Consider the following 24,434-nt stretch of genomic DNA (forward strand, 5'->3'; position numbering starts at 1 on the left):
CAGTGTGCGCGGGCGGGAAGGTCAGACGATGAAGGCGTGCTGCCGCAGCAGACGCATGGCGTGCTCTCGGTCATCAGCGAGACGGAAGATCTCCTCGGGCATCAGCCTCGGGGTGCGAGCTTCCGCGTACCGCTGGCCGGGCACCTTCTTGAAGTCGCCCGAGCGGCGGCCGGCGATACCGCGGCGGGTGACGCCCTCGGTGGTGGACTGCACCTTGCGGCCGAACACGGTTGCCGTGGTCATGCCGCGCCGGGCGTTGACGACCTGGCCGATATCGGCGCCGGCGTCGATGGCCTTCACCGCGGCTTCGCCGAACGCCTTCTTCTTCTCGGTGTCGGACATCGACTTGAAGACGGTTTCCACGCTGGTCGGCTTCGGCCGGTGCTCGCGGGTGACCGGCTCCATCCCGCAGTGGCAGCGAGGATGGCGGGCAAAGCCTGAGCTGACGCCGTACTCGCGGCCCGCCAGGAGCAGGCAGCGGGAGCACGCCCCGGCTTCCACGACGCGCACATAGGACGTCACGGACGGGCGGGAAATCATCCCGACCGAGTCCGCGGCGCGGCCGGTGTCGGCGATGGCCGTGCGCACGATGATGTCCAGCAGCGCCTGCCCGCGCGCCATGGACTGCACGACGGGGGCGCCCTTGGTAACCATGCGCAGCGCCGCCCACATGGGGGCCATCAGCATCTCGGACAAGGGGTTGCCGCCACCGTCCACGCCCACCAGGGCGTTGGGATCAAGGCGGTCGGATTCCGGCTGGTCGGGGTCGGCGCCCAGGAGCTCGAGGAGCCAGGGCTCCGTCGTCTGCGCGGCGGCCAGCTGCCCGCCCATCAACAGCGTCAGCACCCTGCCGAGGATGCCGAGCCACGACGTGTAGATGTTCTCCCGGTCGACCTCCAGCCACGCCGCCCGCACCGCGCGGGAGGTGGCGGCCGCCAGCCGCAACCGCTCTTCCGCATGGGCGACTGCCGCAGGGGAGGGGCTCATGCCGCGAGCTCCGGGCCAGGATCCGGCTCGCCCTCCGGCTGAGGCTGCTCCTCGGCCGGCGGCGGGCCTGCGCCCTGGGTCATCATGCGGGTGATCTCCGAGACCGGGTCGGCCTCCAGCTCTTGCGTCCGCATCGCCATCACGTCGGCCACCTCCGTTGGCGTCAGCCCGTAGCGCAGGGCCAGCCACTCGAAGGGGAAGCCCAGCGACTTCAGCTTCAGCAGGGCGTCCGCCATCTGCGCATGTGAGCGCGATTCGGAGTCGGCCCACAGCACCCGGCCGGAGCGGAGCGCGTCCGCCTTGGCGTCTTCACCGCGGGCCAGCGCGATCAGCCGCGCCACTTCCCGCAGGCCTTGGCCGAACCAGAGTTTCTTCTCGTCGACCCGTTGCACGAGACCCGTCTCGGCGGCGAGCAGGGCGTCGGCGGACAGGTTCGCCATCTTGCCGATCAGGTAATGCTGGGGTGTCCTCGTCTGCGCGGCCAGGTGGCCGACCGCAACTTCGATGATCCCGGTGTACATGGCCAGGTTCGCGGCTTGCCACTCGCCGATCCGGGCGTCCTTGCTGTTGAACATCATCACGCGGTCAACCGCGAACTTCTCGATGTCCACGGGCGTTGTGCCGACGATCTCCCCGGCACTGTTCAGCTTGGGAATCACGGGCCGGTCGGCGCCCATGATGACGCGCTGCGGGAAGCTGGCGTAGTCGGAGGCGGTGAACAGCTGCGCCCACAGCAAGTTGATGGCGTCCTGCATCGCGATCACACCAGCGACGTCGCTGATCGGCTCGTCCACCAGCATCGGCTTGTTCGGCAGCTCCACCATGGGCACCACGCCCATGGGGTTGGGCTGCGGGTTCGGCTCGTCGCCCAGCTCGCGGGGCGTCCAGCGCTTGAGCTCCTCATCGACGTCGGCCATCTGCGGAGACTTGTCCTGCTTGGCCAGCGGCCGGCAGAACTTCCACACCTCGCGCTTGAGGTAGAGCGTGGCGTAGTCCTGATTGCCGTCCTGCCACCGCTTCAGCGCCGCCCGCCGGAACCGGCGTGAGCCGGGCTCGTAGGCGACGATGCACTGCGACGCGTCCTCGAACGTGACGACCGGCATGTCCTCGTCGTCGGGGTCGCCCCACACCAGCACCATGCACCGGGCGGCGGTGACCGCACCGAGAAAGCCCAGTTGGGAATCGGCGTCCAGACCGTTGACCTGCCACACCTTCCACAGGTCCCGATCGGCGGAGATGTCTCCGTCCGCCTGGAAGCCAGTGACGGTCAGCCGCTCCACCGGGGAGTCGGCCACCACCTGGACCCAGTTGTCACTGAAGTCCCTGTACCGGTCGCCGTGGAACTTGGCGAACTCCGCCGACGCGAACTTCAGCTTGTGAACCCCGCGGTAGTAGCGGTTGTGCGTGTCGATGCTGCTGCACCGCCGGATCAGTTCGTTCTCCAGCAGCGCGACCAGCTGGAGGGCCTGCCCCTCTGTAGCCATCGGGCCCTCCCTATCCGCCGTAGTAGTAGGACACTTGCCGCTCGGCCAGGCCCGCCGCGATGACGTCACCCAACGCCTCGTGAGCGAGGATGCTCGGGATCGTGGCGTCGATCTTCTGGGGCGGGCTCGCCTTGCGCAGGACGTAGCGGTCCATTGGCCGGGCCGCCATGCGGGTGTTGGCGATGTGCGACTCGGTGATCGGGCAGCCGTCGTGCGTGAAGGCGGCCCCGTCCGAGTTGCGTTTCGTCACGTCGACCCGCAGCCGTTCCGCTGCCGAGTGCATCTGCACGATGCGGCGGGTGTGCCAGCGGATGATGCGCTCCTCCCCGTACAGGTCGACCCACTCGTCGACCTCGGTGTCCCAGTACGGCGGGTCTGCGTACAGCCGGACGACGTCGTACCGGCGCATCAGCTGGTCCATCGCCGCCCGGACTTCGGCGCGCGGGACCTGCCCGTCGTGATCGGCCGGGTTCCAGATCGTCGGCTCGTCGTTGTCCCCATACACCGGGGTGAACTGGTAGCCGTCCATCGTCTCGGCGCGGATCGCCGTCCAGTCGTCGGAGTCCGAGCCGTCGAACCCCAGGACGATGCGGGTCATCGGCCGGATACGCCGCGGCTTCGCCTTCGCCGCCCACTTCGCCAGGTCCAGCCACGACGCCGTGCCGGCCACGCACCGGTTACCGAAGAAGCGTTCGGCCTGTGCCGGGTCGAGCTCCATAATTTCGGCGGCCTCTGCCTCGATCGCGTCCAGGTCGACGTGCGATGACCCGGCGTAGACGATCGTGTGGATCTTCCTGCGCTGCCGCTTGTCGCCGTAGCTCAACGTCTTCGGCGCCTGCGGGTGGTAGCGGAAAATGTCTCCGGCCTTGGCCTCGCTGGTGGTCTGCGCCACCGATTTCTCCGAGGGGTCCCAGCCGTTCGTCGTCTCCATCGACCGGCCGCCCATGCCAGCCACGCCGCGACGCTGGGTGTCCGCGACCCGCCGCAGCTTGTTCGCCGTGGTGTACAGGCCCGTCTCGTCCTGCATCGCGAAGACGATCGGGTTGCCCAGCCGGGACAGCGCCGAGGACGTCACGACGTCGATGCGGCCCTGGTCCCCGATACGCGTGAACTCCTCGCCCACGCGCAGCTGATCAGAAAGCGGTCCGCGCTTCACCATCGACTGGAGCGGCCGGTACACGTTGGCGACCTGGTCCTCGGACGTAGCGAGCAGCTGCATCTCCGGCGTTGGCCACGGTGTACCCATCGGCTCGCCCGCCTGGTACTCGTACCACCAGCCGCAGCCACAGCCGTGATCCGAACACCGGTAGCGTTCGCCGCCCTTGGCCCATCCGGCGAACACTGCCGGGCCGCACGCCTCGTTAAGGACGATCGTCGCTGACCAAGGGCCCTTGCCCGTCTTCTGAGGGGCAACGATCTGGCTGCGCCGGTACCGGAACGCGGGGGCGAGCTGCCCGACCCTCGCGCCCGGACGCACCTGATAGTGGTTGACCGTGCACCACAGCTGCCAGGGGTAGAGCTCCATGTCCTCGCCCGCACGGAAACCGTCCGGGATCGGACAGTGAGCCTCGATCCAGTCCGGCACTACCCACAGGGTGGGGAAGTCGACGACGAACTCGGCCGCGGCGTCAGGCCCCTTCGCCATTGGGCACGACCTTCAGCCGGTCACGCGCCGACGGACGGCGCACCGCCGGGGCTGCGGGCTCGGCCGGCTCATCAGCAAGCCGCGCGATCTTCCACCGGTTCCGCAGCATGCCCTGCACCGACAGGCCGAGGCTGTCCAGGTAGGGGCGGACCATCTTCTTCACGTCCACACGGGCGTCTGCCTGCTCCGCCTCGGCGAGCGTTCGCACGAACAGGGCCGCCTCGAGCTCCTGGCCGAGCTCCTCCCACATCAACGACTGCGGCTTCACCCACAGGTCCTCCCACAGGTCCGCCTCACGATCGGACGGTGTCGTCAGCGGCCACTCGGGCAGGGGACCCGTGCGGCCCTCGGCCGGCAACGTCCGCCACCCAGCCTGATCGGTCTTGCGTTCACGCCGCAGTGCGTTCGGATCCGGGGCCGGCCCGGATGCCGCGTGCCCACCTCGGGCCATAGTCGATCACTCCTCACCGGCTGCATTGCGCAGCACAGAGGGCCACCACGTTGCGTGACAGCCGGGCGGGGTCGGGGACCCCTTTGACCTGACGGACCACCGAGCGCCCTCCCCCGCGTCGTCCGTCCCCTACGGCGCCGGGGTCACCCCCCTGGGTGGGGGCGGGTCTGATCACGGATCGTTACGACGATCCCCATGTCTCCTGGGCGGTCTTGCGGCTGTGATGCCTCTTCGACATGGCTTGCCAGTTGGTCGGGTCGAAGCCTCTTGGTCCGAGCGGTCCGAGTCCGTCGATGTGGTCGACCTCGGTCGCGAGGTCCCTCTGTAGGGGCAGCAGGGGCGAGCACTCGGGGCATTCGCAGTACGGGTGATCACGTAGGTACATGGCGCTGGCGTCGCGCCATCGTCGGCCTCGGCCTGCGTCCTTGTGCCGGGGGCGGTCGGCTGCGGCCTGGGCTTGGCATGGGGGGCATCGACCCTGGGGGGTCAGGGTCGGACAGCCTGGCGTCGGGCACACCTGCATGGCCTTGCGCGGCATGGTCATCCCTGGGTACGACAAAGGCCCCGACCGGGTGATGTGGTCGGGGCCTTCATGAGTCACGGTCGGGCGGGTATGGGCACGCCGGACATGCCCTGAGTGTTACACCCTGTGGATCAGCTGGTCAAGCAGCCTTGACCAGGGGTTCGTTCTGGAGTTCGTTGAGGTCGACGAGGGCTCGGCCGGCTTGGTCGTAGCCGTGGTGCGTCAGCTTGCCGCGGCGCAGCCACTGGCGGATCGTGCCCGGCTTGATGCCGGTGGCGGCCTGAGCGGCGTATGCGTCGACGAGGACGGGTTGCATGTCCCCATGGTGCGGTACGGCCGATCACGGCGCTTTGACGAAGTCAGCCGCACTCGATGAGCTCACGTTTTTGTCGCTTCGACACCCAGCGCCCTTCAGTCATGCGGAACCGCCCCCTACGCCATCGCACGCTGTACCAATGCCATCGCCAGTCTTCCCAATAGAGCTCCTCGCCCCTCAGGGTCAGCTTCGCCCCATAGGTGCGCTGCTCGCGTGGCGTAGTCCATGTCACTTTGATGTGTGACTCGTCAGGCTCATCGTTGGGATTCCCCGTCGTGAACTCGATCGAGTCGTGGCCTGGCATCATCCTGGGCTGTCTAAGCTTTCCTGCTGATACGTGCCCAAGTCCGCACGTGTGCACTCGAACGTCGAACACCACCCCAGTTCCCATCGGAGTGACTCGCACGGATTGCCTGCGCCAAGTCCCGTCCTGTTTGTACTGGGGTGCGGTTTGGACTCGCCACCAGTACCGCGGACGGTCCACCCAAACCCAGAACGCCACCAGAGCGCTCACGAACGCACCAACACCGGTAAGCACGCCAGGAAGCCAGTCCATGCGGCCTGACCGTAGCCGCCGACCAGTTGGCGGCAGAGGCTCGCGGGCGGTGTTGGCTGCTCATTCATTCACGCGGTCGTATGAGGGGCGCGGTGGGTGGACCGGGCAGAGTCGGTCACTGGCAGAAGTGGCCGATGGGGTAGTGGCCGCCGCAGGAGGCGCAGTAGTAGAGCGGTTGCTGTTCGTACCCGAGGGCGCGGATCAGGGCGTGGATGTGGCGTCGCATTGGGTCTCCTGGGTGGTCTACGGGCGGGTCTACAGCCGGTCTACGGGCGGTCTACAGCCCCTTCTGGGACGGGCTGACCTGCGTCTACATCCTCGGAAGGGGTGGGCGTCTCAGCAGGGGAGAGGAGCGCTTCGACTTCCTTGCGCTTGACCCCTGAGAGGCCGGTCTCTTTGCCGATGCGGATGCCCTTGTGGACGGTGAGCCCGCACCACGTGAGGACGGCCCGGAGGTGGGCGTCGTCGAGGTGGGCGGCGGCGGGCCGGGAGCGGAGCGCGGGGTAGAGCTCGCGGAGGAAGATGCCGGGGCGGTCGCCGATGAGGTGCAGGACCCCTTCGAGGATCCGGCGGCGGTGGTCCTCGGGGGTGGGCTTGCCGGAGCGCCAGGCGGTCCAGCACCAGGCGAGGGTGAGGGCCCAGAGGATGGCGGGGCTGCGGTCGATGGTCTGCCAGAGGACCCAGGCCGCGGCGGCGAGGATGGCGGCACGGGAGGCGCGGGACTTGATGTCGCTCTTCTCGGTGACCCAGCCGGTGAGCTTGGCGACGTTGAGGCGGTGGCCGATGACGAGGCGGCGGCCGGCGAGCTGCATGCGGGTCATCAGATGACTCCGATGATGGTGTCGCCTGCGTTGTTGACGAGGGGGACCAGGGCGAGGGCGACGCTGCCGACGACGCCGGAGGACATGCCGAGGGTGCAGCCGCAGACGGAGCCGAGGGCGAGCGGCTTACGCGACGTGTCCTTGATCTTCTTCCAGAGGGCGAAGAGGGCGACGAACGCGATCACGGTGAGGAGGGCGCCGCCGCCGGTGAGGGCGGGTACGCCGGCCGTGCCGAGGGCTTGTGTGCCGCTGCCGGTGGCGCCGCCGACGACCTTGTCCCCTGCGGTGTTGCTGAGGGAGCGGATCCATCCGGCGATGGTGCCGAGGATGCCTCCGGCGCAGGAGGCGGCGAGGATGCCGAGGCCGACGCCGGAGCCGAACGGGGAGAGCGCCCGCCAGTCCTTGGAGCCCTTGGACGCCTTCTGGCTGTGCCACCAGCGCAGGAGGTACCAGACGAGTACGGCGAGGCCTACGGCGAGCCCGCCGACGGTGAGGGAGACGTTCATGTGCGGACTCCGGTCATGAGGTAGAGGAGCGCTTCGAGCCAGGGGAGGGCGAGGAGCGTGCCGAGGCCGGCGGTGATGAGCAGGACGCGGGAGGTCCAGCCGGGGCGGGTGCGGTCGAGGTAGAGGGTGATTCCGAGGGCGCATCCGGCGATGACCCAGGCGCCGGCGGTGGACTGCTGGGTGCGGCAGTCGTGCAGGGCGAGGCCGACGGCGGAGGCGAGGGAGTAGCCGCCGAAGACGGGGGCCAGGGCCGTGGCGGTGGCGGTCAGGTTGTAGACCGGCCGCAGGGAGGCCAGGAGGCTCGGCTTGTCGTCCTTGGTGACCTCGGGGGTGACCACGATGACGCGCGGCTCGGGGGCGGGCTTGTACGCCCCTGCGGACGGAGGGTAGTTGGGCGGCGGCGGGATCAGTCGGGGCTCGGTCATGAGGGGCTCCCGTCGGCGTCGAGGAGTGCGCGCATCCGCTGGGCGCGCGGCTGTCCGATGCGCAGCTGCTTCTGGAGTACGCGCAGGGATGCGGGGCGGTCGTGCTGGGCCCGGTGGACCTGCTCGACGCGCTGCGCATCCGGCAGGAGCGCGAGATCTGCAGCCGCATCTGGCAGGTCCGCATCCTGTGCATCCGGGGCGCCCTCGGGTGCATCCGGGGCGGGCTCGTCGTCGATGCGGGCGTGGACCTTGAACAAGGTCTGACCTGCGGCGGATGCGCTGGCGAGTGCACGCGGATGCACGGATGCACTGGACCGGAGTGCGAAGGTGACGGCGGTCTCGGAGACGATCACGCCGTGGTCCATGAGGATGGCCCGCACTCCGGCGGCGTCCAGGTCGGGGTGCGCACTCGCGACGGCGAGTGTGGCGTCGATGGGCTGCATCTCGCGCAGCTGCTCGTAGGCGACGACCGTGGCCGGCCGGGGCGGCGTGACTGGCTCGCGGAACTCCCACGGCGAGGGCAGGTCGAGTGTGGAGAGTGCACCCGAGTGCAGCCGCGCGGAGAGCAGTTGCAGGAGTGCGCGCCGCTGCTGGGGGTGGGCGCCGACCTGTGCGCGGCCGACGGCGACGGACAGCTGGCGGCGCATCCGCCGTGTCCGCCATCCGTCGCTCCGGTCGGCGAGGCGGGCGGCCAGGTCGACGGCGCGGGCGGTCCACCGGTCGCGGGTGATCTGCTCGGCGCTGCGGTCCCGGACGGCCAGGCCGAGGCGGGACAGCAGGCGCTCGCGCAGTTCCCTGCCCACCATGGCGGCCAGGCCGTTGGAGGTGGCTTCGGGTTTGGCGTGCCGCAGGTCGACGTCCAGGGCCAGGTGCCACAGCAGTGCGGCGAGCACGGGGCCGAGGACGGCCCGCACCGTGCCGCCCCAGAATCCGGACTCCGAGTAGGCGGGGATGATCTGCACGCTGGTGATGCCCCAGACGAGCAGGCCGGGGGCGCCGGGGGCGCCTTTGTCGCCGCGCAGGTTGGCGCGGGCCATGAGTACGCAGGCGAACAGCGCCAGCTCGGCCGCAGCGAACATCGCGGCGCGTTCGGTCGTGTCGACCATCCCGAGGCGGTTGCCGGCGTACCGCCAGCTGGTGTCACCGCTGTACGCGGTGCACGCGGCGGCGGCGAGGCCAGCGACCAGGGCGGCGGCGGGCGGGCGTTCGGTGGATCGGAAGGCGCGGACCGCGGCCCACACCACCGCGCCCGCGAGGAGCGCGGCGGTGCAGGCGATGGCCGTGGCGGGCCACGGGTGGTCAACCACCCACCGGGGAGGCTGGATCACTTGCCCTCCTGCGCGAGGAGGGTCGTCAGGCGGCGTGCTGCGGCTCTGAGGATCGCGGCGTTCTCGACGAGGGCGTCCGCCATGGCGTCGAGGCCGTGCGGGCCGGTGGGGTGATGCTGGCCGTCGATCTCGACGTCGACGAACACGCCGCGGCCGGTGGGGCCCTTGGTGAAGGGCCGCTGTTCGAGGACGGTAGCCATGTGGCGGACGGGGCCGACGCTGGTGGGCAGCGTGAGCTCGGTCTCGGGCCCGGTGTGGGTGATGTCGACCCGCGCGCCGCCCTCCTGGTGGTAGAGGCCTGTGCACCAGAGCGGGCAGGGGATGGTGACGGGCCCGTGGTCGCTGGTCTGCACCGTGACGGTGCGAGGCGCGGTCATCGGCCGACCCCCTTGTCGAGGGCGGCGAGCAGGCGGCGGACGCGGATGTTGAGGGCGACGGCTGCCTGCAGCATGGCGTCGGTGGAGTGGATGTTCAGGGCGGCGGTCTCGTCGAGAACCTGCCGGGTGACGGCGAGCTCGATGTCGAGGGTCGCGGGCTCCGGGGTCTCGTCGTCGGGGCCGTGCAGCGGGTCGTAGGCGCTCATCCGGCGGTCACCCCCTGGGCGGTGAGGCGCAGGAGGGCGGCGTACTCGCCGCGGGTCTGGCCGTCGCGGACGAGTGGGGCGGCGGCGAGGAGGGCCTGCTCGGCTTCGTAGGCGGCTGCGGTGGGGCCGTGGAGCTTCTCGGCGAACACGAGGGCCTGGGCGAGCCGGGTGGCCTCGCGCATCGGGTCGTCGGGCCGGTAGCTGCTGAACTTGTCGGCGAGCTGCCCGAGGAGCGTGATCGTGTCGTCGCTGAGGACGAGGGGCGTCGTCATCGGGCGCCGCCGGTGCAGGTGCAGTCCTCGAAGGTGCGCCGGCAGACGGGGCAGCGGCTGGTGATGCTGCCGGTGACGCCGGTCTCCGTGGCGCGGACGGTGGTGGTGCGTCCGTCGCGGCGAGTGATGGTACCGACGGCGATCAGACGCCGCTCGGGCTGGTCGCTGCGCGTGGCAGCGGGCATGGCAAACTCAGCCATAGCCGTTCCTCCTGGTCTCTTCAGGTGGTTCGGTTAGGCCCTTGGCTCGGTGTTACCAGCACCGGCCTTGGGCCGTCTTCTGTTGTGGGGTGTAGCTACGCCCGCTTCTTCTTGAAGGCGTTGATGGCCCGGCTGATGCCGGCCCGGGTAACTCCGAGCTCTCTTGCTACCGCTGACTGGCTTCCGAGTTCTTCTTCGCCGTCGATCAGGGCTTGTGCCCGCTCGTCGCTGGCTTCTCGGAACGCCTGCTGTGCGGCTTCTTGCTTCCGGACGGCTGCGTCATGGCGCTCTCTCCACGTAGTCACGTCCCTCCTAGTACCGGAAGCGGCCCGTGTCCCACAACTGTAAACGGGGGTGTTGACAGTTGTCAATGGGGGTGGCGACATCATGTCGCGGTCCTGGCGGCACGGGCCTGCGCCTCGCGCACGGTGCGCCCTGCGGCGGCGTAGTGCCGTATGCAGATCAGCACTTCACCGTTCGGGTCGATGGCCTCAGCGGTGCAGCGGTCGCCGTACCGGTTCGTCATCCGGCAAGTCACGATGCGATCGGGCATGCCCCCTCCGTCTCCTCGTCAGGGGTCCGCACTGAGTGCGTACCCTTCTCGTCCTCGTCGATGAGGGTCTTCAGGTCGGCCCAGGTGGCGGGCGGGAAGGCGCACTGGCACCAGGGGCAGGTCACGCTGGTGGTGCCCGGGTAGTGGCGCAGGATGGCGCCGCAGATCACCCCGCTGGGGTCTATGGCCGGGCACTTGCCCAGGCGCTTGCCGAGCTCGGCCGGGTCGCGCGGGTCGATGATGGAGCGGATCGAGTCGGCCAGCTGCTTGATGTCCGTGGCGAACGGCCCGGCGTCCGGCCAGCTGACCGCGATCCACGGCATGTGGCCGAGCAGCTCAGCCACGCCCGCCCGCAGCCGGCCCTCGACGCCGAGCTCGGCGGCGGGCGGCGGTGCCATCCGCCGGTCGGCGCGGATGACCGACGTCCACCCCTCGACGGCGCCGACGATGCCGCCAGGCCCGCGCAGGTCCAGAATCTCCTCCACCACCGGCAGGCCCGGGGGGCCGCCCTTCCCCGCACGCCCCTCGCGGGCACCGCCCGCGGGGGTGAGGAAGGGCAGCAGCCCGTCGTACAGGGCCGGCAAGGACTCCAGGTGCGCCCGCGTGCAGCTCACGCATCCGACGCAGAGGTAACCGCCGTCCTCGACCGGCGCCTGGCACAGCCCGCACTGGTTCACGTCCGCTCCCGCACGGCGAGGGCGTCACGCCAGTCCTCGGTGGCCTTGCGCTTCGCCTGGCGGGCGAGGACGGCTTCCGCGGCGCGCAGGTCCCGGCGGGCGTCGACGTACTGGCCGAGGAAGTGGCCGATCAGCATGAGGGAGACGCCCAGGTTGGTGCCCAGCACGAGCATGAGGAGTTCGTTCTCGGTCATGACCGCCTCCTAGAAGGGGGGCTCGTCGGAGTAGCCAGCGGCGGCCGCAGCCGGGGCGGCGGGGGGAGGCGCGGCGGCGGTACTGCTTGCGGGCCGGGCGTCGCCCCAGCCGCCGCTGGCGGGCGGCGCGGCCTGGCGGCCACCGGCCGGGTTCTTCGTGACCTTGGCGGAGGCGCGGGCGAGGCTGACGCCCACCTCCTCGACGTCGATCTCGTACACGGTGCGCTTGACCTGCTCGCGGTCCTCGTAGGTCCGCTGCTTCAGCCGGCCTTGGACGATGACGCGCATGCCGCGGGTGAGGGTCTCGGCGGCGTTCTCGGCGGCCTGGCGCCACACGGAGCAGGTGAGGAACAGGCCGTCGCCGTCCTTCCACTCGTTAGTGGTCTTGTCGAAGATCCGGGGGGTGGAGGCGATGCGGAACTTGGCGACGGCGGCGCCGGCCGGGGTGAAGCGGAGCTCGGGGTCGTCGACCAGGTTCCCGACGATCGTGATGATGGTCTCGCCTGACATGGCGGTCTCCTTCTGTGATGTGCTGGGTGGGAGGCCGGGCCCGATATCCGCGGGCCCGGCCGGTTGCGTGCGGGTCAGGCGTGGTCCTCGTACATCGCGCCGGTGAGGATGTCGTTCGCCATCGACTCGATCGTGTTCCGGCGACCGGTGACTCCGTCCTTGGGCATGGCGTAGCCGGGGGGCAGGTCCCGTTCGACGGCGTCGACGACATCTGTGACCTTGAAGGTGATGCCGGTCTCCGACGCGAGGCCGGCCACTTGCTGCACCGCCGTCTCGGTGCGTGCGATCAAGTCTTTGGCGAGGGCCTGGTAGTCCATAGGTCAGTGCTCCTTCGTGGGGTCAGCCGGTGATACCGGCGGCGGGCTGAGGGATCCGTCGGGCTGGCCGACGGATCCCTCATCAGTAGTGAGGGTTTCGAGGGTCTCCACACTGTGGAGAGAGGGGGGCTGGGGTCCTTCGGGGACCTCTGTTGTCGGGCTGGCGATGGGGTCGGTGTCTGCGTCCGTCGGCTTGACGGACGCAAGGTTGCGGAGCTTGGCGGCGTGCCGGAGGGCGAGGCCGCGCTGGCGAGCGGCGGCTAGTGCGGCGCGGCGCCGCTTGGCCGCCTCGATGCGGGCCCGGGCAGCGGCTATCCGCTCGGCCACCACGTCGTCGACGTTCATGACGCAGGCCCGCGGGGTGGAACGAGCCGGGCGGCGGGCTCTGTGGGCTCGGCGTAGTACGGATCACCGTGCCCGCCGTGCTGGGGGAGGATCGGCAGCGCGCGCCCGTTGGCTTGGACGGCGAAGCCCATGACCTTCTCGGTTTCCCCGTCGGCCCACTGGATCGTCCATCCGTTTCCGGGGAGCACGCCGATGAAGGACGGGTCGGCCGGTTCGAGGTTGCAGAATTCGTGGTCTTCCAGGTCGTAGGCCGAGATCTGCTTGCCGTTGGCGGCGTTGACGATCAGGGGCCAGCCGAGGTCGTCCCACCCGCAGACGGGCTCAACTCGCCAGGGCTTGAAGACTGCGTTCCATCCGGTGGGGCTCACGGGCTCTCCTTGTGGGTGGACGTTCAGGTGGAGTGTGGACATGTGGACGTGGACACGTGGACGGATGTCCACACCCCCCCGTCGCGTGTGACGCGAGTGAACTAACATGTCTTATTTGTTGTTATATAGAGGGCTCTTGAGAGCCTTCGCTTTATCGCGACGGGGGTATGTGGACGCGCGTCCACGTGTCCACATGCGGGACCGTGTCCACGTCCTGTGCACGTCCCTTCAGTCCGTCTTCACGCACAGCCGGTCGCCCTCCTCGAACACCCAGCCGCGAGCCTCTGCCAGATCGATCGACTTCCGTGCGACCTTCCGGTCCCGGCTCGCCAGCCGCCGGTTGAGTTCGCCGAAGGTGATGCCGCCGACCTGCGAGGCGTGCTTCTGAACGAGCCGGGCCACGCGCTCCAGCGCCAGGTCCGCATCCGCCTTCGCTTCGTGCTCGCGCACCACTTGGTGAACCTTGGCGTCCTCCTCGCGCTGCCGCTCGGCTGCGGCTTCCCGCTGCGCCCGGACGACGAGCGCGTCCCGGACGGCGCAGGAGGAGGCCCAGACGACCTCGGCAAGCTGCCAGTCCTCGTCGGTCACTCCGGCGCGCCCGTCGAGCAGGGCCAGCATCGCGGCCACCTTGACCTTGATGAGGCCGGCGTGCCCGTCGAGCTCCGGCACTTCAAGCTCACCGCGGGCGCGGGCTACACGCTCCTGCCAGAGCGCTGTCCTGACGCGCAGGGGGAACGTGATGTCGACCGGACCATCGGGCTTGAGGTGCCCGGGGTGGCGCTCGAATTCGCCGGGCCAGGCCGGGGGCATGTCGGGGATCGACGGGTCGTCGGCCCAGGACCAGAGGAACCGCTGTGGCGTGCCGGTGCTTGCGTCTGCCAGGACTGGCACGGCAGTGCTGGGCTGGAACCCGACGAGGAGCCCGAGGTTGTACGAGCCGGCGGGGACGTAACGGGTGCGCTCCTCGGAGGCGTTGGTCTGGCCGAGCGTCTCGCCGACTGCGGCCCGGCGCAGCGTCTCGCCGAGGACGGATCCGTTGCGCTCACCCAGCTTGGCGATCGTCTGGCCTTCGTCGACGTAGAAGAACGCGTTGTGCCGCACCTGCTTGCGCACTCGGCGCATGACCGGGTCGCCGACGTTCTTGCCGCGCTGGATGACCTCGCCGGTGGGCTCCTCGACCGTGCCCATGAACGCCTCGGCGATACCTTCCCCGGACCCCACGGGCAGGCCGTCGCGGAAGTCCTCGTCGGGTGAGGGCATGAGTCCCCGAGTGAGGGAGGAACCGGTGGACTTGCCCGCGCCGGAGTTGCCGACGACCGCGGCGAAGATGTTGAGAGAGGCCCGGCCGCCGATCCCGGTCTCTGCCCGGGTGTGGTGGGAGATCATGCCGGACAGCCGGGCGAGCGAGCTGTAGAACAGCACGTCGCCCGAGCAGGCTTTCGAGTGCGCGGCCTGCCGGATCTTCTGCAGCTCCGGCCGCGCTTCGTAGAACTCGTCCGGCAGGAGACCGGGGATGGCCTCGCGGACGTCCGGCGCCCACTTGGGTGCGGTGCTCACGCAGCCACCGCCGGGTCCCCAGGGTGCGGGACCGGAGCCCACACCTGGATGAACTCTGCGTCGCTGTGCCCAGCCGCGAAGTGGTCGGCGGCGTCTTTGCCAGTCTTGGCCTGGACGACGTACACGGAGCGGGCGATACCCCGGAGTGTTTCGACGACGGCCTCGGCGTGCTCGCGGCCCTTCCCGTCCCGGTCGGCGACGATCGTGACGTCCACGCCTTCAAGGTGCTGGGCGTGCTCGGCCGTCCACTTGCCGGAACCGCCCGCGTTGCAGGTGGCGACGAGGCCGTGGTCGACGAGCGCGTGCACGTCCTTCTCGCCCTCGGCGATGAACACGACGCGGTCGGCGGCCTTGGCCTTCAGGATTTCGGGGAGCCGGTAGGGCACGGTGCGGACGAGCCGGTTGCCCTGCTTGTCGTTGAGGCTCCAGCGGCGGCCGGAGCGGGTGGTGTCGTCGGGCCGCCACTGGGCGAAGCACTTGGCGTTGCAGCGGGTGACGCCGTGGACGGTGATGCCGTTCTCGTCACGGTAGAGGTACTGGGCGACTCGCTTGTGGTCGCGCTCCTTGCAGGGGATCCACGTGTCGTCGGCCGGCCGGTCCCGCTGGTGGTCGGCGAGGGGCTCGTCGTACAGGTCGGCTTCGGTCCAGCCGATCGCGGCGAGGAAGTCGGCGTTGCCCTGGCACTTGTGGCAGAAGACGACGACGCCGCCGTTGTTTCCGCGACGGATGGCGACTGTGCCGGGGGCGTCGCCGTCGTGGCACAGGCCGGGCACGCGGAGCGCACCGCCCTGGTATCGGCCGTGCACGCCCATGCCCGCCAGGTGGTCGGCGAGCCTGTTGAAGGCGATGGTGTCGTTCACGAACGGGGCTCATCTCTCGAGCTGGGGCAGGGACGTTCGTGTGAGGCGCGGCGTCGCCCCCAGCGGCGCCGCGCCGTCTGTCACCCGGTGTCCCGCGGCTGTTGGGTGATCTCGTTTGCCATGGCGGTGATCTCGTCGCACCACCGGCGTGCAGCGGTGCGGACACACATCGGGCTGGGCTGCTCCTCGAGGTCCCCGCGGATCGCGCCGAGGGTGACGTGGAAGCGGGCCTGTACGGCGGTGAGCCCGAGGTGCTGGGCGCCCTGCACGTCGGACGGCTCGACCGCGTTGAGCTCGGTGGGCTCATCTACCGGCCACCGGCCGGGCTTGCGCTCGCTCATGCCGCCTGCTCCTTGCGGTCGCCGGGCTGGTGGAAGACCGCGCAGACAGGTGCGCTGGTCTCGGGCCGGGCGGCCGGGGGTGGTGGCGCCCCCGGCCGTCGCGGTGATGCGCTGACTAGTCACTGGCTGGCCGCCCAGCCAGTGCGGGCCTGGACGAGCTGCGCGTGGACCTGGTCGAGGTGGTCGAGCTGTCCGCGGAGCTTGGCGATGACGTCGGCGAGCCCGTCGGGGTCGAGGTCCTGGATCCAGTGGTCTTCGATGATTTCGAGGTTGACGCAGGGCAGCTGCCGCCCGGCGGTCTCGGAGTACGGGTGTACGTCGATGACGCTGCGGAGGACATCGCCGCCGGTGCTCTTGTCGTCCGCGAAGAACACCGGGAGCTCGACGCCGTCGTAGTACCGGTAGCAGGTGACGTCCACCTTGTACTCGCCGCTGGTCAGGTCGTTCTCGTGGTCGCTCTCGCAGAGGGGGAAGCGGTTGTGCGGGTCGAGGATCTCGGCGCGGGTGGCTCGCTGCGGGCCGTCGTCCTTCATGGGGTGCTCGATGGCGTAGGCGAGGGCCCTGCGCAGGAACGCCTCGGTGTAATCGCCGCTCTGGCCGCGCGGGGCCAGGTACTGCAGGCCACCGTTGTCGCGCTGGACGAGGGCGGCGCTGTCGCAGACGTCGATGTCGACGGTGGTGACGCGGATGCCGAGCTGGTCGGCCCGGGACAGCAGCGGCTGCCCGTCGGCGAGGGCGGCGGTGAGCGCCGCAGGGGTGGCCGGAGTGGGCTGGCCGAGGTTCGACTGCCGGTTGGCGCTGGCTTCTGAGATACTCATGGTGAGTGCTCGCTTTCTCTGCTGCTACGCGGTCGGAGTGACGTGCTCGCTCGAGGCCGTCGCAGTTACAGCTGCGGCGGCCTCGCTGGTTTCCGGGCTGATCTGAAGCACCCGGAGGAGATCTGCGGTGATCACGCGGTAGGTCTTGCCTGCCCTGATCAGGGCAGAAGGGAATTGGCCGTTGCGTGCAAGGTCGTAGGCCGTGGTGCGGCCGAGGCCGAACGCCCGGGCTCCGGTGACAAGGTCAACGGTCGCCGGCAGGGCGAGCAGCTCGTCTCGCGTCAGGGTCCGTGCCATGGTTCCTCCACGTGCGGACGAACCAGCATGAGCCGGTACGGTCCGGTAGCGTTCATGTCTGCCAAGTAGTACGTTTGCCGTGTGCCACGTACTACGTTGAATCAGACGCTACCAGAGAATCCGGGGAGTGAGTGATACGTGGGGAAGAATTTCGGTACCACGTTGGTGCCCGAGGGGGCGCAGCGGCTACAGGTGCCCAGGGTCGCGCAGCTCGTCGAAGTTCAGGTGGTCGATGACGAGTGGATCGCCTTCGTCAGCGAGGGCGAACTGGCTGACCTGCCTGACGAGTTCTACCTGCGCGAACTTCGGCACTACGACGGCGACAGCACGATCCAAGAGATCGCTGACCTGATCGAGGAGTACGGGCAGCTATGCCTGGACGACTTTGCCGAATGGAGCGGCGACGTCTTCGGTAACTGGGAACAACGGTCGATCGCCATCGAAAAGCGGATCGAGTACAAGAAGCAATACAACGTAGACATGCTGGTGCCCGACTCGCTTCTCCACCTATGGGAAGGGCGCCCCCACCTGGACTACCTGCGGTTTCTTCGCGATGGCTGGATTGTTGCGGCCGCCACGGGCGACCTGGCTGACTACGCTCAGCTCTTCGTCGACGTACCGAATGGGCAGCCAATCGAATCAACGGTGCGTCACTGGCTACATGCCCTGAATGCCGGCCTGCGCGTCTCACATGCTCGGATCGACCACCCACTCGTGCAGGAAGAAGGGGCGACCCTGTTCGGAGCCTCCTGCATCCAGCTCTACAACCACATCCAGGAGGGCGCCCGGTACAAGGTGTGCATGAACGAGTCCTGTGGGCGGATCTTTGTACGGCAACAGGGCAGAGCGGCAAAAGACCAGCGCAAAAGCGAGGGCGTCAAGTATTGCTCCAGTAAGTGCGCCAGGGCTCAGGCGCAGAGAGAGCTACGCCGACGCCGCAGCGTGGCGGCTCAAGCGCCAGACGACGTGATCCTTGAGGCGCAGCGCGAAGAGAGCCGCGTCATGGCGATGGTGGCGCTGGCAAAGGCGAGGCGTGAGCAAGGGGTTCCAAGCCTTGGGGCCACACTCAGGGTGAAGAGACTGGAGCTCGCCTTGGACGACCGAAGCGTCAGGCGACGAGCCGGCGTTGACGCCCCCATTCTCATTGCGATTGAAGCGGATGACTTCGAGCGCTACGAGGGGCAGCATGTGCACATGGAGCGGTGGCTCACGGCGCTTGCCGAGCTATACGGAATGGACAGCAAGGAAGTCGTGGCCCGGTACCGAGCGGACCGACTACTGGAACTGTCTCGCTAATAAAGGACCTACGCCATGCCAACTTCCCGCCGTGCAGGTGGCATCAGTAAGCGCTGCGAGTGCCGCGGCACCGATGGCAAGCTACTCGGCAAGGCGTGCCAGCAGTTGGCGAAGAAGAGCCACGGCGCGCTTATGGTCCGGCAGGAGTTGCCGCCTGACGCCGACGGGCGGCGTCGGCCGTTCCGTCGCACCGGATACGGCAACGTCAAGGACGCCCAGGCCGACCTCGACCGCATCCGCGCGATCCTCGACCTGGCCGGCGATGACGAGGATGCGCAGCGACGCGTGGGCGACCTCTTGCAGGCTGCCATGAAGGAGCGCAAGGACATCCCCGAGGCTGCCGAAGTCTCCCGGCGCCTCGGCGTGGGCGTCCCCCTGGACGGCGCTACGACGGTCGGCGAGTGGCTCGACACGTGGGTGGCCGCGAAGAAGACCCGCAAGAAGACCACCACCGGGTACGAGTCCCACATCCGCGTCCACCTCAAGCCGGGCCTGGGTCACCACCGGCTCGACCGCCTGAACGTCGGGCACTGCCAGGAGTTCTTCGACTCCATCGACGAGCAGAACGAGATCATCGCTGCGGAGAACGCGGCCCGCCGCGAGCAAGAGGCCCGCTGTACCCGCGGCCGCCCCGGTGCGCCGAAGGAGTCGGAGCGCGCCCAGTTGGAGGCGGAGCGGGCGAAGCTGGCGGAGATGAAGCCGTACCGGCGCATCACCGGGCCGGCGACCAAGCAGCGGATCCGGGCCACGCTGCGCACCGCGCTGAACGGTGCGATCCGGCGGCAGCTCCGTACTTTCAACCCGGCGTCCTGGGTGGAGCTCGACAGTGGGAAGCGCCCCAAGGCGATTCTGTGGACAGAGCAGCACGTCGAGCACTGGCGGGAGACGGGGGAGAAGCCGTCGGGCGTGATGGTGTGGACGCCCGCCCAGCTCGGCGCGTTCCTCGACGCTGCGGAGGGCGACCGGCTGTACGCCTTCTTTCACCTGATCGCGTTCCGCGGCCTGCGTCGCGGCGAGGGTGTCGGCCAGGACTGGGTGAACGTGAACCTGGACGGCCAGTCCATCACGGTGGCCAACGAGATCGTCGTCGACGGGTGGACGCCGATCGAGACGGCGCCGAAGACGGACGGCAGCGCGGCGACGATCGGCCTGGACAAGGCCACGGTGCAGGTCCTGCGCGACCACCGCGCCCGCCAGCTGCAGGAGAAGGAGAAGGCCGGCGGCAAGTGGGTGGAGACAGGGAAGGTGTTCACCACCGAGACAGGGGAGTGGCTGCACCCCGATGTCCTCAGCAAGGCGTTCCGCCGCCTGTACGAGGCGGCCGACCTGCCGCCCATCAACCTGCGGGACCTCCGCCACTGCGCGGCCACCCTGATTCACGCGGGCGGCGGCGACCTTCACGCGATCAAGGAGACGTTGCGGCACGCCACGATCAAGCTGGCGTCGGACACGTACACCTCGCTGCTGAAGGAGGTGGACCTGGAGATCGCGGAGAAGGCGTCGGCCGTGGTGCCGCGGGCGAGAAAGGTCACGGATGGAGCAGTGCCGCAGGGCGACCCGGCGGTATGATGGCAGTGGAACGAACGAGGCTCCGTCACCCCAGGTGGCGGGGCCTTTCTGCTGGCCCGCTGCTGGCCCGAACGCCCCGGAAGTCTTCGATACGGGGCGACACGAAACGGCATGACGGTACCGTGTCGATACGGCGCCAGTGGGCCCTGACCAGCCACTTACGGCAGAGCGCGACACGGGGCGATACTCGCCACTACAGGGCGGTCTGGGTACTCCACCGACTTTTAATCCGTTGGTTGTGGGTTCGAGTCCCACACGGCCTACCGCTCAGCCCCAGGTCAGAGTGCGTCTGATCTGGGGCTGATCTTGTTTTCGGAGCGTTGAAGATCCACAGCTCAGCCAATGCTCAGCCGAAGTGTTAACGATCACGACATGAAGAAGCCCCGGCCGTCCGCCTCGGGGGAAGCGGACGGCCGGGGCCGACTGGGGCGCGGGCGGTCTATCCGCGCGCGCGAACGAGGAGAGTGCCGATCTTCCGTCGTCCGGGCGGGGCAGGCAGTACGCGGGCGGTCGCTGCGGTGAAGTCGTGCTCGTGCAGGATGTCCACCCAGCGGTCTGGCTCGTAGTCCCAGCGCTTCACGACGAGCGGGTCTTCGTCCTCGGAGCGGTTGATGTACGAGGCCTGGCAGCCGTAGCAGCCCTCGATGGCGGGGCGCTGGGAGAAGGCGAGCACGCCGCCGGGACGCAGCCGCTTACGGATGGCGGGCAGCAGCTCGTCCGGGTCGGTGAACCACGCCGCCCCGAACACGGAGAACACGGCATCGAAATGCTCGCCGCTCTCGGCGAGGAACCGCCTCGCGTCCCCGCGGTGGAGGACCAGGCCGATGTCAGCCCAGCGCGCCTCGGCGGCCTTCAGCTGGGCCAGGGACACGTCGACGCCGACCGCCCGGGCCCCCTGTGTGGCGACGTGCGCGAGGTTGCCGCCCTTGCCGCAGCCGAGTTCCAGGACGGAAGCGCCGGGGCCGATCCCGAGGACCTCGACGCCGGGCCCGTGGTCGGGGTACTGAGTCCAGTTGAACCACGTGGTCTCGCCGGCCGCGTTCGTGGGGCGCCGCTCGGGCTTCTGCTTCGAGTAGGTGTCCCACGCCTTGGCGTCCGTCACTGCTGCTCCGTTCGTGGGGGCCGGCCGCCCGGCGACTTGAACCGGGCGGCCAGCGTGGGTCTGCTACTTCTTGCCGCCGTTGGGGCTATCCGTGCACCCCGCGTGGCACTGGCTGCAGTCGCCCATCTTGGCGGCGGGCGGCCACAGTTCGTGGTCGAATGCGTATCCCGCCGCGTTGATGGCGTCGAGGGTGCGCCGGCGTGCGGCCGCCGGTCCGCCAGTTACTGCCTCGCCCTCGGCGGTGGGCATGTGGTGGATGAACCGTCCCGCGATCCGCTCGCAGAACACGGCGTAGTCGACGGTGTGGAGGATCCAGGTGTGCCAGCCGATGTCGACTGCCTTGCTGGGGGACAGGTCCGCTCCGGGGTACTGGGCTCCAGCGGCCAGGAACGCGGCGGTCTGCGCGATGATCCGGCGTGCGGTGGGCGCGTCGGTTTCGGGGTGGTCCTTGGTGATGCGGGCGGCGAGCCGCTCCATCACCTCGGGATGTACGAGCGTTGCCGGGTCGGTGGTGCCCACGGGGTGCTCTAACGCGATGGTCATGCTTCCTCCTGTGTGGACGCGGCCCTCGGGTGGGGGCCTGCCTTCGGCCTTACCGGGTCATGTGGGACCGGTAGAGCCGGAAGTCGGTGGGTGTGGCCGCAGCGGGCCGACAGTCGGCGGGATCTGCGTGGGTGACGATTCGGATGTCCGGGAAGGAGGCGCGAGGTACCCAGCGGACTGTCCCGTTGTTCGTGTGCTGGTCGCAGGCGGCGCAGGTTCCGCTGCCGCGTTCGGGCTCCTCGTCCCACATGGGGCTCATGCGATGCCTGCCTTCGTGCGGCAGCGGGGACAGCGACAAGGCGGGAAGGCCAGGGTGGACACGGACTCCGGCCCCTCCAGCGGGGGAAGGGTGCACTCCTTGATCGGAGTGCGGGCGTGAGTTTCCCCGTCGACCCGGTAGATGCTGATACTCAGACCCTTGTGCGTGCTGCCGTTGCCTGCAGTCGTCACGCAATCAAAGATGGCGCGGACACTCTGTGTTGCGCGGCGTCAAGCGGGGCGACAGAGCGGCGACATGCGGGGCGTCAATTCGGTGTCATTAAAGGGAGTTGAGGTCTACCGTGAATCTCATGACCACACCGAACGCCGCACTCAGGGCGGTGCGCATGGGAATGCTTATGTCTCAGGACGACTTCGCACGCGCCGTCCGGGACGCCGGCGCCAGGGCAGGACAACCCAACGACGCAAACAAGAGGCTCGTCCAGCGGTGGGAATCCGGCACCACCGCTTCCCCGCGCCCCGTCTACGCCCGCGCCCTCGAGTCGGCGACGGGCCTGCCGATCGAGGCGCTCGGCTTCGGCATGTCCGTACCGCAGGTCCGCGTCTCCGCTGACGGGCACGGCGGCCACGACATGGAGCCTTCACCGTCCGGCGTCGCCCCGCCGGCCGCTCGCCCCCAGGCGGAGCCGCGCGCAGCCCACGGCAACTACTCGGGCGTGTGGCTGTCCCGCTACGAATACTTCTCCAGCGGACGCGACTCGGCCTTCGTCGGCTCCCACTACGTGGTGGTGCTGCAGCACGGGAACCGCTTGTCGGTGCGGAGCATGCCCGGCTCCTCCGATTCGCCGCTCACCATGGATTTGCAGATCGACAGCCACGTAGCGACGGGTACATGGACGGAGCAGACGGCGTCCGAGGGGTACTACCGGGGAGCCCGGTACCACGGTGCGATCCAGCTGCTTGTCGAGCCGACCGGGCGTCGTATGACCGGCAAGTGGGTCGGCTTCGGTAAGGAGTTCGACATCAACACCGGGCCGTGGGAATTGGTCTTCATGGACTCGTCGACGAACAAGGCAACGCTTGAGAGGTACAACCGGCGGCCGGAAGCCTGACCCCGAACGCAGGAATGCGCCCCCTCCCACCCGAAGGTGAGAGGGGGCGCGTCGTTCAGGGGTACTGGCGGCGGAACGGATCCAGCCCGGCCGACTGGGAGTTGCCCGGCGGCGGGTCCGGGTCCGCACTCGTGCAACAGCGGTAGTTACCAGAAGTGGACCGTCGCCCGGGTGAGCGGCGGCTACACCGTGAAGAACATGGCCACCGGGAGGTGCCTCGACAGCAACGCCAATCAGGCCGTCTACACAAGGGCCTGCAACGGCGGCAGCTACCAAAAGTGGGCGATATCCACCGGCTACAAGCTGAAGAACGTGGCCACCGGCTTCTACCTCGACAGCAACCACGACAAGAAGCTCTACACCGGCGCCGGAAACTCGGGCAACTACTATCCGCCACGATCCAGTCGACTCCCACACGGCCTACCACGTGGGGGTGCGCAGGCACCCTTGCTGACCTGCGCGTTAGCGCCTCATCTGACTTCTTCGGGTGGGGCGCTTCGCTGTTTTCGGGCCTGTGCTCGGGCTGATGTGAGCCCGGCGGTACGGGCAGCCTGCCGCGGGACGAGCCTTGCGGCGTCCTCGGCGGCCTTTCGTGCGACGTCCGCGTGTGCGTCCAGTAGGAGGGCAGCCGGGCTGGGGATTCCTCCCAGTGGGCGGCGAGTTCTGGAGGCCTCTCCGTCTGATCACCAGCAGCGTCGGGCGAGGTTTGCCCTGGTGGCGACCTGGCGCGGTCTAACCGGTGCTCCACTCCGCCGAAGCGTTGGTGGCTCGTCGTCGCCGCGTTTGTGATCGCTGCACGCTCGTGGGCGTAATCGAGTCAATCCAACGAGGGGCGAGGGCGGCAACGAAGGGCATCGGGCTGCTTGCATCAACAGGGAAGTGACCCTTCAACCGGCCTCTTCCGTTTGACTCGAAGTAAACTCTCTCGCCTGTAGTAGCGATCACCCATGGCCAGTCGGCTTGTCGGGCACCCCGGTCGCGACGACGGACAATCCTCGGCCGGGCGCCGGGGGTCCCTTCCCAGCCATGAAAGCAGAAGGCGCCCCTGGGAAGCATGTGAAGCATGTGAACTGCATTCAGCGGCGCCGCCACGCGTTCGGTGGCCGTGATTACGCCCCTGCCTCACATCGTCACCCAGGGCCCGGGTAGCGGTGCGTGCGGCGCGGATCGCGCGCCGCCCGGTGGTGGTCGCTTGCTTGGTAAATAAGAGCCCCGAACGAGGGGTAACGGAGGGGAAGAGAATCATGAGCATGACCAGAGCCAAGAGAGTCATAGTTGCGGCAGTCACAGGAGCTGCCATGCTGGGCGCGGCTGCGCCGGCGTTCGGCGTGACCCTGGAGAGAAGTCGAACTGGCGTGTCCTCCTGGAGCAAGGGCACCAACGGCGCGATCGCTGTGAAGGACACCGATGGCGACAGCAAAGAGGTGTACGCCAACTACGAGCGTCGGTACAACAACGGCCTCGAACTGAGGAACAGCAGCGGCAACGGCACTACCGCTTACAGCAGCTCGGACACGACGAACTATGTAAAGGCGCTGCAGGCGTGCGTGGCCGTCAACTTCCAGCCGGATGACTGCACCAGCTGGGCGCGACGCTGACCAGCGTCTGACCCGTTCTGACGGGTGACGGGGGCGGCGCCGAAGGCGCCGCCCCCGTGTC

Annotated in this window: 34 protein-coding genes; 5 read left to right on the forward strand and 29 right to left on the reverse strand. The window is 68.9% G+C overall.

Annotated elements, in window-relative coordinates; genetic code table 11:
• Window positions 1-21 precede the first annotated feature (21 nt).
• From ABZX79_RS14995 to ABZX79_RS15120, 26 genes are all read right to left on the reverse strand, one after another.
• Window positions 22-987: a hypothetical protein gene (locus ABZX79_RS14995; RefSeq protein ID WP_355256309.1), complete on the reverse strand. Its 966-nt coding sequence runs from the start codon at window positions 985-987 to the stop codon at window positions 22-24.
• Window positions 984-2,471, reverse strand: coding sequence for a phage portal protein (locus tag ABZX79_RS15000; protein ID WP_355256312.1), 1,488 nt, complete (start codon window positions 2,469-2,471; stop codon window positions 984-986). Before ABZX79_RS15000 ends, ABZX79_RS14995 begins: the two co-directional genes overlap by 4 nt.
• Before the next feature lie 10 nt (window positions 2,472-2,481).
• Window positions 2,482-4,116 (reverse strand): hypothetical protein, encoded by a 1,635-nt coding sequence (locus ABZX79_RS15005; protein WP_355256315.1) that lies wholly within the window; start codon window positions 4,114-4,116, stop codon window positions 2,482-2,484.
• The gene (locus tag ABZX79_RS15010) at window positions 4,100-4,567 is read right to left on the reverse strand and encodes a hypothetical protein (protein WP_355256318.1); all 468 of its coding nucleotides are present in this window, start codon (window positions 4,565-4,567) and stop codon (window positions 4,100-4,102) included. Before ABZX79_RS15010 ends, ABZX79_RS15005 begins: the two co-directional genes overlap by 17 nt.
• A 662-nt stretch (window positions 4,568-5,229) precedes the next feature.
• Entirely contained in the window at window positions 5,230-5,406 is a 177-nt protein-coding gene (locus tag ABZX79_RS15015; protein ID WP_355256321.1) for a hypothetical protein, read from the reverse strand.
• A gap of 822 nt (window positions 5,407-6,228) precedes the next feature.
• Window positions 6,229-6,783: a hypothetical protein gene (locus ABZX79_RS15020; RefSeq protein ID WP_355256324.1), complete on the reverse strand. Its 555-nt coding sequence runs from the start codon at window positions 6,781-6,783 to the stop codon at window positions 6,229-6,231.
• Window positions 6,783-7,289: a hypothetical protein gene (locus ABZX79_RS15025; RefSeq protein WP_355256327.1), complete on the reverse strand. Its 507-nt coding sequence runs from the start codon at window positions 7,287-7,289 to the stop codon at window positions 6,783-6,785. Before ABZX79_RS15025 ends, ABZX79_RS15020 begins: the two co-directional genes overlap by 1 nt.
• On the reverse strand, window positions 7,286-7,714 hold the full coding sequence (locus ABZX79_RS15030; protein ID WP_355256330.1) for a hypothetical protein: 429 nt from the start codon (window positions 7,712-7,714) through the stop codon (window positions 7,286-7,288). Before ABZX79_RS15030 ends, ABZX79_RS15025 begins: the two co-directional genes overlap by 4 nt.
• Complete coding sequence (locus ABZX79_RS15035; protein WP_355256489.1) at window positions 7,711-8,955, reverse strand: hypothetical protein; 1,245 nt, start codon at window positions 8,953-8,955, stop codon at window positions 7,711-7,713. The genes ABZX79_RS15030 and ABZX79_RS15035 overlap by 4 nt, the downstream gene beginning before the upstream one ends.
• A gap of 83 nt (window positions 8,956-9,038) precedes the next feature.
• Window positions 9,039-9,419, reverse strand: coding sequence for a hypothetical protein (locus ABZX79_RS15040; protein WP_355256333.1), 381 nt, complete (start codon window positions 9,417-9,419; stop codon window positions 9,039-9,041).
• Entirely contained in the window at window positions 9,416-9,625 is a 210-nt protein-coding gene (locus tag ABZX79_RS15045; protein WP_355256336.1) for a hypothetical protein, read from the reverse strand. The genes ABZX79_RS15040 and ABZX79_RS15045 overlap by 4 nt, the downstream gene beginning before the upstream one ends.
• Window positions 9,622-9,897, reverse strand: a complete 276-nt coding sequence (locus ABZX79_RS15050) for a hypothetical protein (RefSeq protein ID WP_355256339.1) — start codon at window positions 9,895-9,897, stop codon at window positions 9,622-9,624. The genes ABZX79_RS15045 and ABZX79_RS15050 overlap by 4 nt, the downstream gene beginning before the upstream one ends.
• A complete protein-coding gene (locus ABZX79_RS15055) occupies window positions 9,894-10,097 on the reverse strand; it encodes a hypothetical protein (RefSeq protein WP_355256342.1) in 204 nt (67 codons plus the stop codon). The genes ABZX79_RS15050 and ABZX79_RS15055 overlap by 4 nt, the downstream gene beginning before the upstream one ends.
• A gap of 95 nt (window positions 10,098-10,192) precedes the next feature.
• Entirely contained in the window at window positions 10,193-10,402 is a 210-nt protein-coding gene (locus tag ABZX79_RS15060) for a hypothetical protein (RefSeq protein WP_355256345.1), read from the reverse strand.
• 80 nt (window positions 10,403-10,482) lie between these two features.
• Entirely contained in the window at window positions 10,483-10,650 is a 168-nt protein-coding gene (locus tag ABZX79_RS15065; RefSeq protein ID WP_355256348.1) for a hypothetical protein, read from the reverse strand.
• The gene (locus ABZX79_RS15070) at window positions 10,632-11,327 is read right to left on the reverse strand and encodes a hypothetical protein (RefSeq protein WP_355256351.1); all 696 of its coding nucleotides are present in this window, start codon (window positions 11,325-11,327) and stop codon (window positions 10,632-10,634) included. The genes ABZX79_RS15065 and ABZX79_RS15070 overlap by 19 nt, the downstream gene beginning before the upstream one ends.
• A complete protein-coding gene (locus ABZX79_RS15075) occupies window positions 11,324-11,521 on the reverse strand; it encodes a hypothetical protein (protein WP_355256354.1) in 198 nt (65 codons plus the stop codon). Before ABZX79_RS15075 ends, ABZX79_RS15070 begins: the two co-directional genes overlap by 4 nt.
• A gap of 9 nt (window positions 11,522-11,530) precedes the next feature.
• The gene (locus tag ABZX79_RS15080; RefSeq protein ID WP_355256356.1) at window positions 11,531-12,031 is read right to left on the reverse strand and encodes a single-stranded DNA-binding protein; all 501 of its coding nucleotides are present in this window, start codon (window positions 12,029-12,031) and stop codon (window positions 11,531-11,533) included.
• 74 nt (window positions 12,032-12,105) lie between these two features.
• Window positions 12,106-12,348 (reverse strand): hypothetical protein, encoded by a 243-nt coding sequence (locus ABZX79_RS15085; protein ID WP_355256359.1) that lies wholly within the window; start codon window positions 12,346-12,348, stop codon window positions 12,106-12,108.
• A gap of 3 nt (window positions 12,349-12,351) precedes the next feature.
• On the reverse strand, window positions 12,352-12,693 hold the full coding sequence (locus ABZX79_RS15090; protein ID WP_355256362.1) for a hypothetical protein: 342 nt from the start codon (window positions 12,691-12,693) through the stop codon (window positions 12,352-12,354).
• Complete coding sequence (locus ABZX79_RS15095; protein ID WP_355256364.1) at window positions 12,690-13,061, reverse strand: hypothetical protein; 372 nt, start codon at window positions 13,059-13,061, stop codon at window positions 12,690-12,692. The genes ABZX79_RS15090 and ABZX79_RS15095 overlap by 4 nt, the downstream gene beginning before the upstream one ends.
• A gap of 228 nt (window positions 13,062-13,289) precedes the next feature.
• Entirely contained in the window at window positions 13,290-14,618 is a 1,329-nt protein-coding gene (locus tag ABZX79_RS15100) for a hypothetical protein (protein ID WP_355256366.1), read from the reverse strand.
• Complete coding sequence (locus ABZX79_RS15105; RefSeq protein ID WP_355256369.1) at window positions 14,615-15,478, reverse strand: toprim domain-containing protein; 864 nt, start codon at window positions 15,476-15,478, stop codon at window positions 14,615-14,617. Before ABZX79_RS15105 ends, ABZX79_RS15100 begins: the two co-directional genes overlap by 4 nt.
• Before the next feature lie 80 nt (window positions 15,479-15,558).
• Complete coding sequence (locus tag ABZX79_RS15110) at window positions 15,559-15,819, reverse strand: hypothetical protein (protein ID WP_355256371.1); 261 nt, start codon at window positions 15,817-15,819, stop codon at window positions 15,559-15,561.
• A 119-nt stretch (window positions 15,820-15,938) separates the two neighbouring features.
• The gene (locus ABZX79_RS15115) at window positions 15,939-16,637 is read right to left on the reverse strand and encodes a hypothetical protein (protein ID WP_355256374.1); all 699 of its coding nucleotides are present in this window, start codon (window positions 16,635-16,637) and stop codon (window positions 15,939-15,941) included.
• 24 nt (window positions 16,638-16,661) lie between these two features.
• Window positions 16,662-16,934: a DNA-binding protein gene (locus ABZX79_RS15120; protein WP_355256377.1), complete on the reverse strand. Its 273-nt coding sequence runs from the start codon at window positions 16,932-16,934 to the stop codon at window positions 16,662-16,664.
• 138 nt (window positions 16,935-17,072) lie between these two features.
• On the opposite strand from ABZX79_RS15120, the gene ABZX79_RS15125 reads away from it, so the two are divergent.
• A complete protein-coding gene (locus ABZX79_RS15125; protein WP_355256380.1) occupies window positions 17,073-18,230 on the forward strand; it encodes a hypothetical protein in 1,158 nt (385 codons plus the stop codon).
• A 15-nt stretch (window positions 18,231-18,245) separates the two neighbouring features.
• The gene (locus tag ABZX79_RS15130; protein WP_355256383.1) at window positions 18,246-19,799 is read left to right on the forward strand and encodes a site-specific integrase; all 1,554 of its coding nucleotides are present in this window, start codon (window positions 18,246-18,248) and stop codon (window positions 19,797-19,799) included.
• A 439-nt stretch (window positions 19,800-20,238) separates the two neighbouring features.
• On the opposite strand, the gene ABZX79_RS15135 is transcribed toward ABZX79_RS15130, so the two are convergent.
• From ABZX79_RS15135 to ABZX79_RS15145, 3 genes are all read right to left on the reverse strand, one after another.
• Window positions 20,239-20,901 (reverse strand): methyltransferase domain-containing protein, encoded by a 663-nt coding sequence (locus ABZX79_RS15135; protein WP_355256386.1) that lies wholly within the window; start codon window positions 20,899-20,901, stop codon window positions 20,239-20,241.
• Window positions 20,902-20,964: 63 nt separating this feature from the next.
• Window positions 20,965-21,444, reverse strand: coding sequence for a hypothetical protein (locus ABZX79_RS15140; protein ID WP_355256389.1), 480 nt, complete (start codon window positions 21,442-21,444; stop codon window positions 20,965-20,967).
• 49 nt (window positions 21,445-21,493) lie between these two features.
• Window positions 21,494-21,703: a hypothetical protein gene (locus ABZX79_RS15145; RefSeq protein WP_355256391.1), complete on the reverse strand. Its 210-nt coding sequence runs from the start codon at window positions 21,701-21,703 to the stop codon at window positions 21,494-21,496.
• A 310-nt stretch (window positions 21,704-22,013) separates the two neighbouring features.
• Here ABZX79_RS15145 and ABZX79_RS15150 point away from each other — a divergent pair, with 310 nt between their 5' ends.
• The 3 genes from ABZX79_RS15150 (at window position 22,014) to ABZX79_RS15160 (ending at window position 24,373) form a co-directional block, all read left to right on the forward strand.
• The gene (locus ABZX79_RS15150) at window positions 22,014-22,775 is read left to right on the forward strand and encodes an XRE family transcriptional regulator (RefSeq protein ID WP_355256393.1); all 762 of its coding nucleotides are present in this window, start codon (window positions 22,014-22,016) and stop codon (window positions 22,773-22,775) included.
• 36 nt (window positions 22,776-22,811) lie between these two features.
• Entirely contained in the window at window positions 22,812-23,564 is a 753-nt protein-coding gene (locus ABZX79_RS15155; RefSeq protein ID WP_355256396.1) for an RICIN domain-containing protein, read from the forward strand.
• A gap of 509 nt (window positions 23,565-24,073) precedes the next feature.
• Complete coding sequence (locus ABZX79_RS15160) at window positions 24,074-24,373, forward strand: hypothetical protein (RefSeq protein WP_355256399.1); 300 nt, start codon at window positions 24,074-24,076, stop codon at window positions 24,371-24,373.
• Window positions 24,374-24,434: the final 61 nt, after the last annotated feature.

It is taken from the genome of Streptomyces sp. NPDC002994, from assembly GCF_040611155.1.
In the GTDB taxonomy this organism is placed as follows: domain Bacteria; phylum Actinomycetota; class Actinomycetes; order Streptomycetales; family Streptomycetaceae; genus Streptomyces.

Excerpts from the sequence above, each read along its gene's own strand:
- ABZX79_RS15085 (WP_355256359.1), bottom strand. The coding sequence starts at position 12,348 with ATGGACTACCAGGCCCTCGCCAAAGACTTGATCGCACGCACCGAGACG.
- ABZX79_RS15145 (WP_355256391.1), bottom strand. The coding sequence starts at position 21,703 with ATGAGCCCCATGTGGGACGAGGAGCCCGAACGCGGCAGCGGAACCTGC.
- ABZX79_RS15025 (WP_355256327.1), bottom strand. The coding sequence starts at position 7,289 with ATGAACGTCTCCCTCACCGTCGGCGGGCTCGCCGTAGGCCTCGCCGTA.
- ABZX79_RS15160 (WP_355256399.1), top strand. The coding sequence starts at position 24,074 with ATGCTGGGCGCGGCTGCGCCGGCGTTCGGCGTGACCCTGGAGAGAAGT.
- ABZX79_RS14995 (WP_355256309.1), bottom strand. The coding sequence starts at position 987 with ATGAGCCCCTCCCCTGCGGCAGTCGCCCATGCGGAAGAGCGGTTGCGG.
- ABZX79_RS15020 (WP_355256324.1), bottom strand. The coding sequence starts at position 6,783 with ATGACCCGCATGCAGCTCGCCGGCCGCCGCCTCGTCATCGGCCACCGC.
- ABZX79_RS15030 (WP_355256330.1), bottom strand. The coding sequence starts at position 7,714 with ATGACCGAGCCCCGACTGATCCCGCCGCCGCCCAACTACCCTCCGTCC.
- ABZX79_RS15115 (WP_355256374.1), bottom strand. The coding sequence starts at position 16,637 with ATGAGTATCTCAGAAGCCAGCGCCAACCGGCAGTCGAACCTCGGCCAG.
- ABZX79_RS15040 (WP_355256333.1), bottom strand. The coding sequence starts at position 9,419 with ATGACCGCGCCTCGCACCGTCACGGTGCAGACCAGCGACCACGGGCCC.
- ABZX79_RS15010 (WP_355256318.1), bottom strand. The coding sequence starts at position 4,567 with ATGGCCCGAGGTGGGCACGCGGCATCCGGGCCGGCCCCGGATCCGAAC.
- ABZX79_RS15090 (WP_355256362.1), bottom strand. The coding sequence starts at position 12,693 with ATGAACGTCGACGACGTGGTGGCCGAGCGGATAGCCGCTGCCCGGGCC.
- ABZX79_RS15000 (WP_355256312.1), bottom strand. The coding sequence starts at position 2,471 with ATGGCTACAGAGGGGCAGGCCCTCCAGCTGGTCGCGCTGCTGGAGAAC.
- ABZX79_RS15120 (WP_355256377.1), bottom strand. The coding sequence starts at position 16,934 with ATGGCACGGACCCTGACGCGAGACGAGCTGCTCGCCCTGCCGGCGACC.
- ABZX79_RS15110 (WP_355256371.1), bottom strand. The coding sequence starts at position 15,819 with ATGAGCGAGCGCAAGCCCGGCCGGTGGCCGGTAGATGAGCCCACCGAG.
- ABZX79_RS15065 (WP_355256348.1), bottom strand. The coding sequence starts at position 10,650 with ATGCCCGATCGCATCGTGACTTGCCGGATGACGAACCGGTACGGCGAC.
- ABZX79_RS15150 (WP_355256393.1), top strand. The coding sequence starts at position 22,014 with ATGACCACACCGAACGCCGCACTCAGGGCGGTGCGCATGGGAATGCTT.
- ABZX79_RS15130 (WP_355256383.1), top strand. The coding sequence starts at position 18,246 with ATGCCAACTTCCCGCCGTGCAGGTGGCATCAGTAAGCGCTGCGAGTGC.
- ABZX79_RS15075 (WP_355256354.1), bottom strand. The coding sequence starts at position 11,521 with ATGACCGAGAACGAACTCCTCATGCTCGTGCTGGGCACCAACCTGGGC.
- ABZX79_RS15050 (WP_355256339.1), bottom strand. The coding sequence starts at position 9,897 with ATGACGACGCCCCTCGTCCTCAGCGACGACACGATCACGCTCCTCGGG.
- ABZX79_RS15045 (WP_355256336.1), bottom strand. The coding sequence starts at position 9,625 with ATGAGCGCCTACGACCCGCTGCACGGCCCCGACGACGAGACCCCGGAG.
- ABZX79_RS15055 (WP_355256342.1), bottom strand. The coding sequence starts at position 10,097 with ATGGCTGAGTTTGCCATGCCCGCTGCCACGCGCAGCGACCAGCCCGAG.
- ABZX79_RS15015 (WP_355256321.1), bottom strand. The coding sequence starts at position 5,406 with ATGCAACCCGTCCTCGTCGACGCATACGCCGCTCAGGCCGCCACCGGC.
- ABZX79_RS15140 (WP_355256389.1), bottom strand. The coding sequence starts at position 21,444 with ATGACCATCGCGTTAGAGCACCCCGTGGGCACCACCGACCCGGCAACG.
- ABZX79_RS15080 (WP_355256356.1), bottom strand. The coding sequence starts at position 12,031 with ATGTCAGGCGAGACCATCATCACGATCGTCGGGAACCTGGTCGACGAC.
- ABZX79_RS15005 (WP_355256315.1), bottom strand. The coding sequence starts at position 4,116 with ATGGCGAAGGGGCCTGACGCCGCGGCCGAGTTCGTCGTCGACTTCCCC.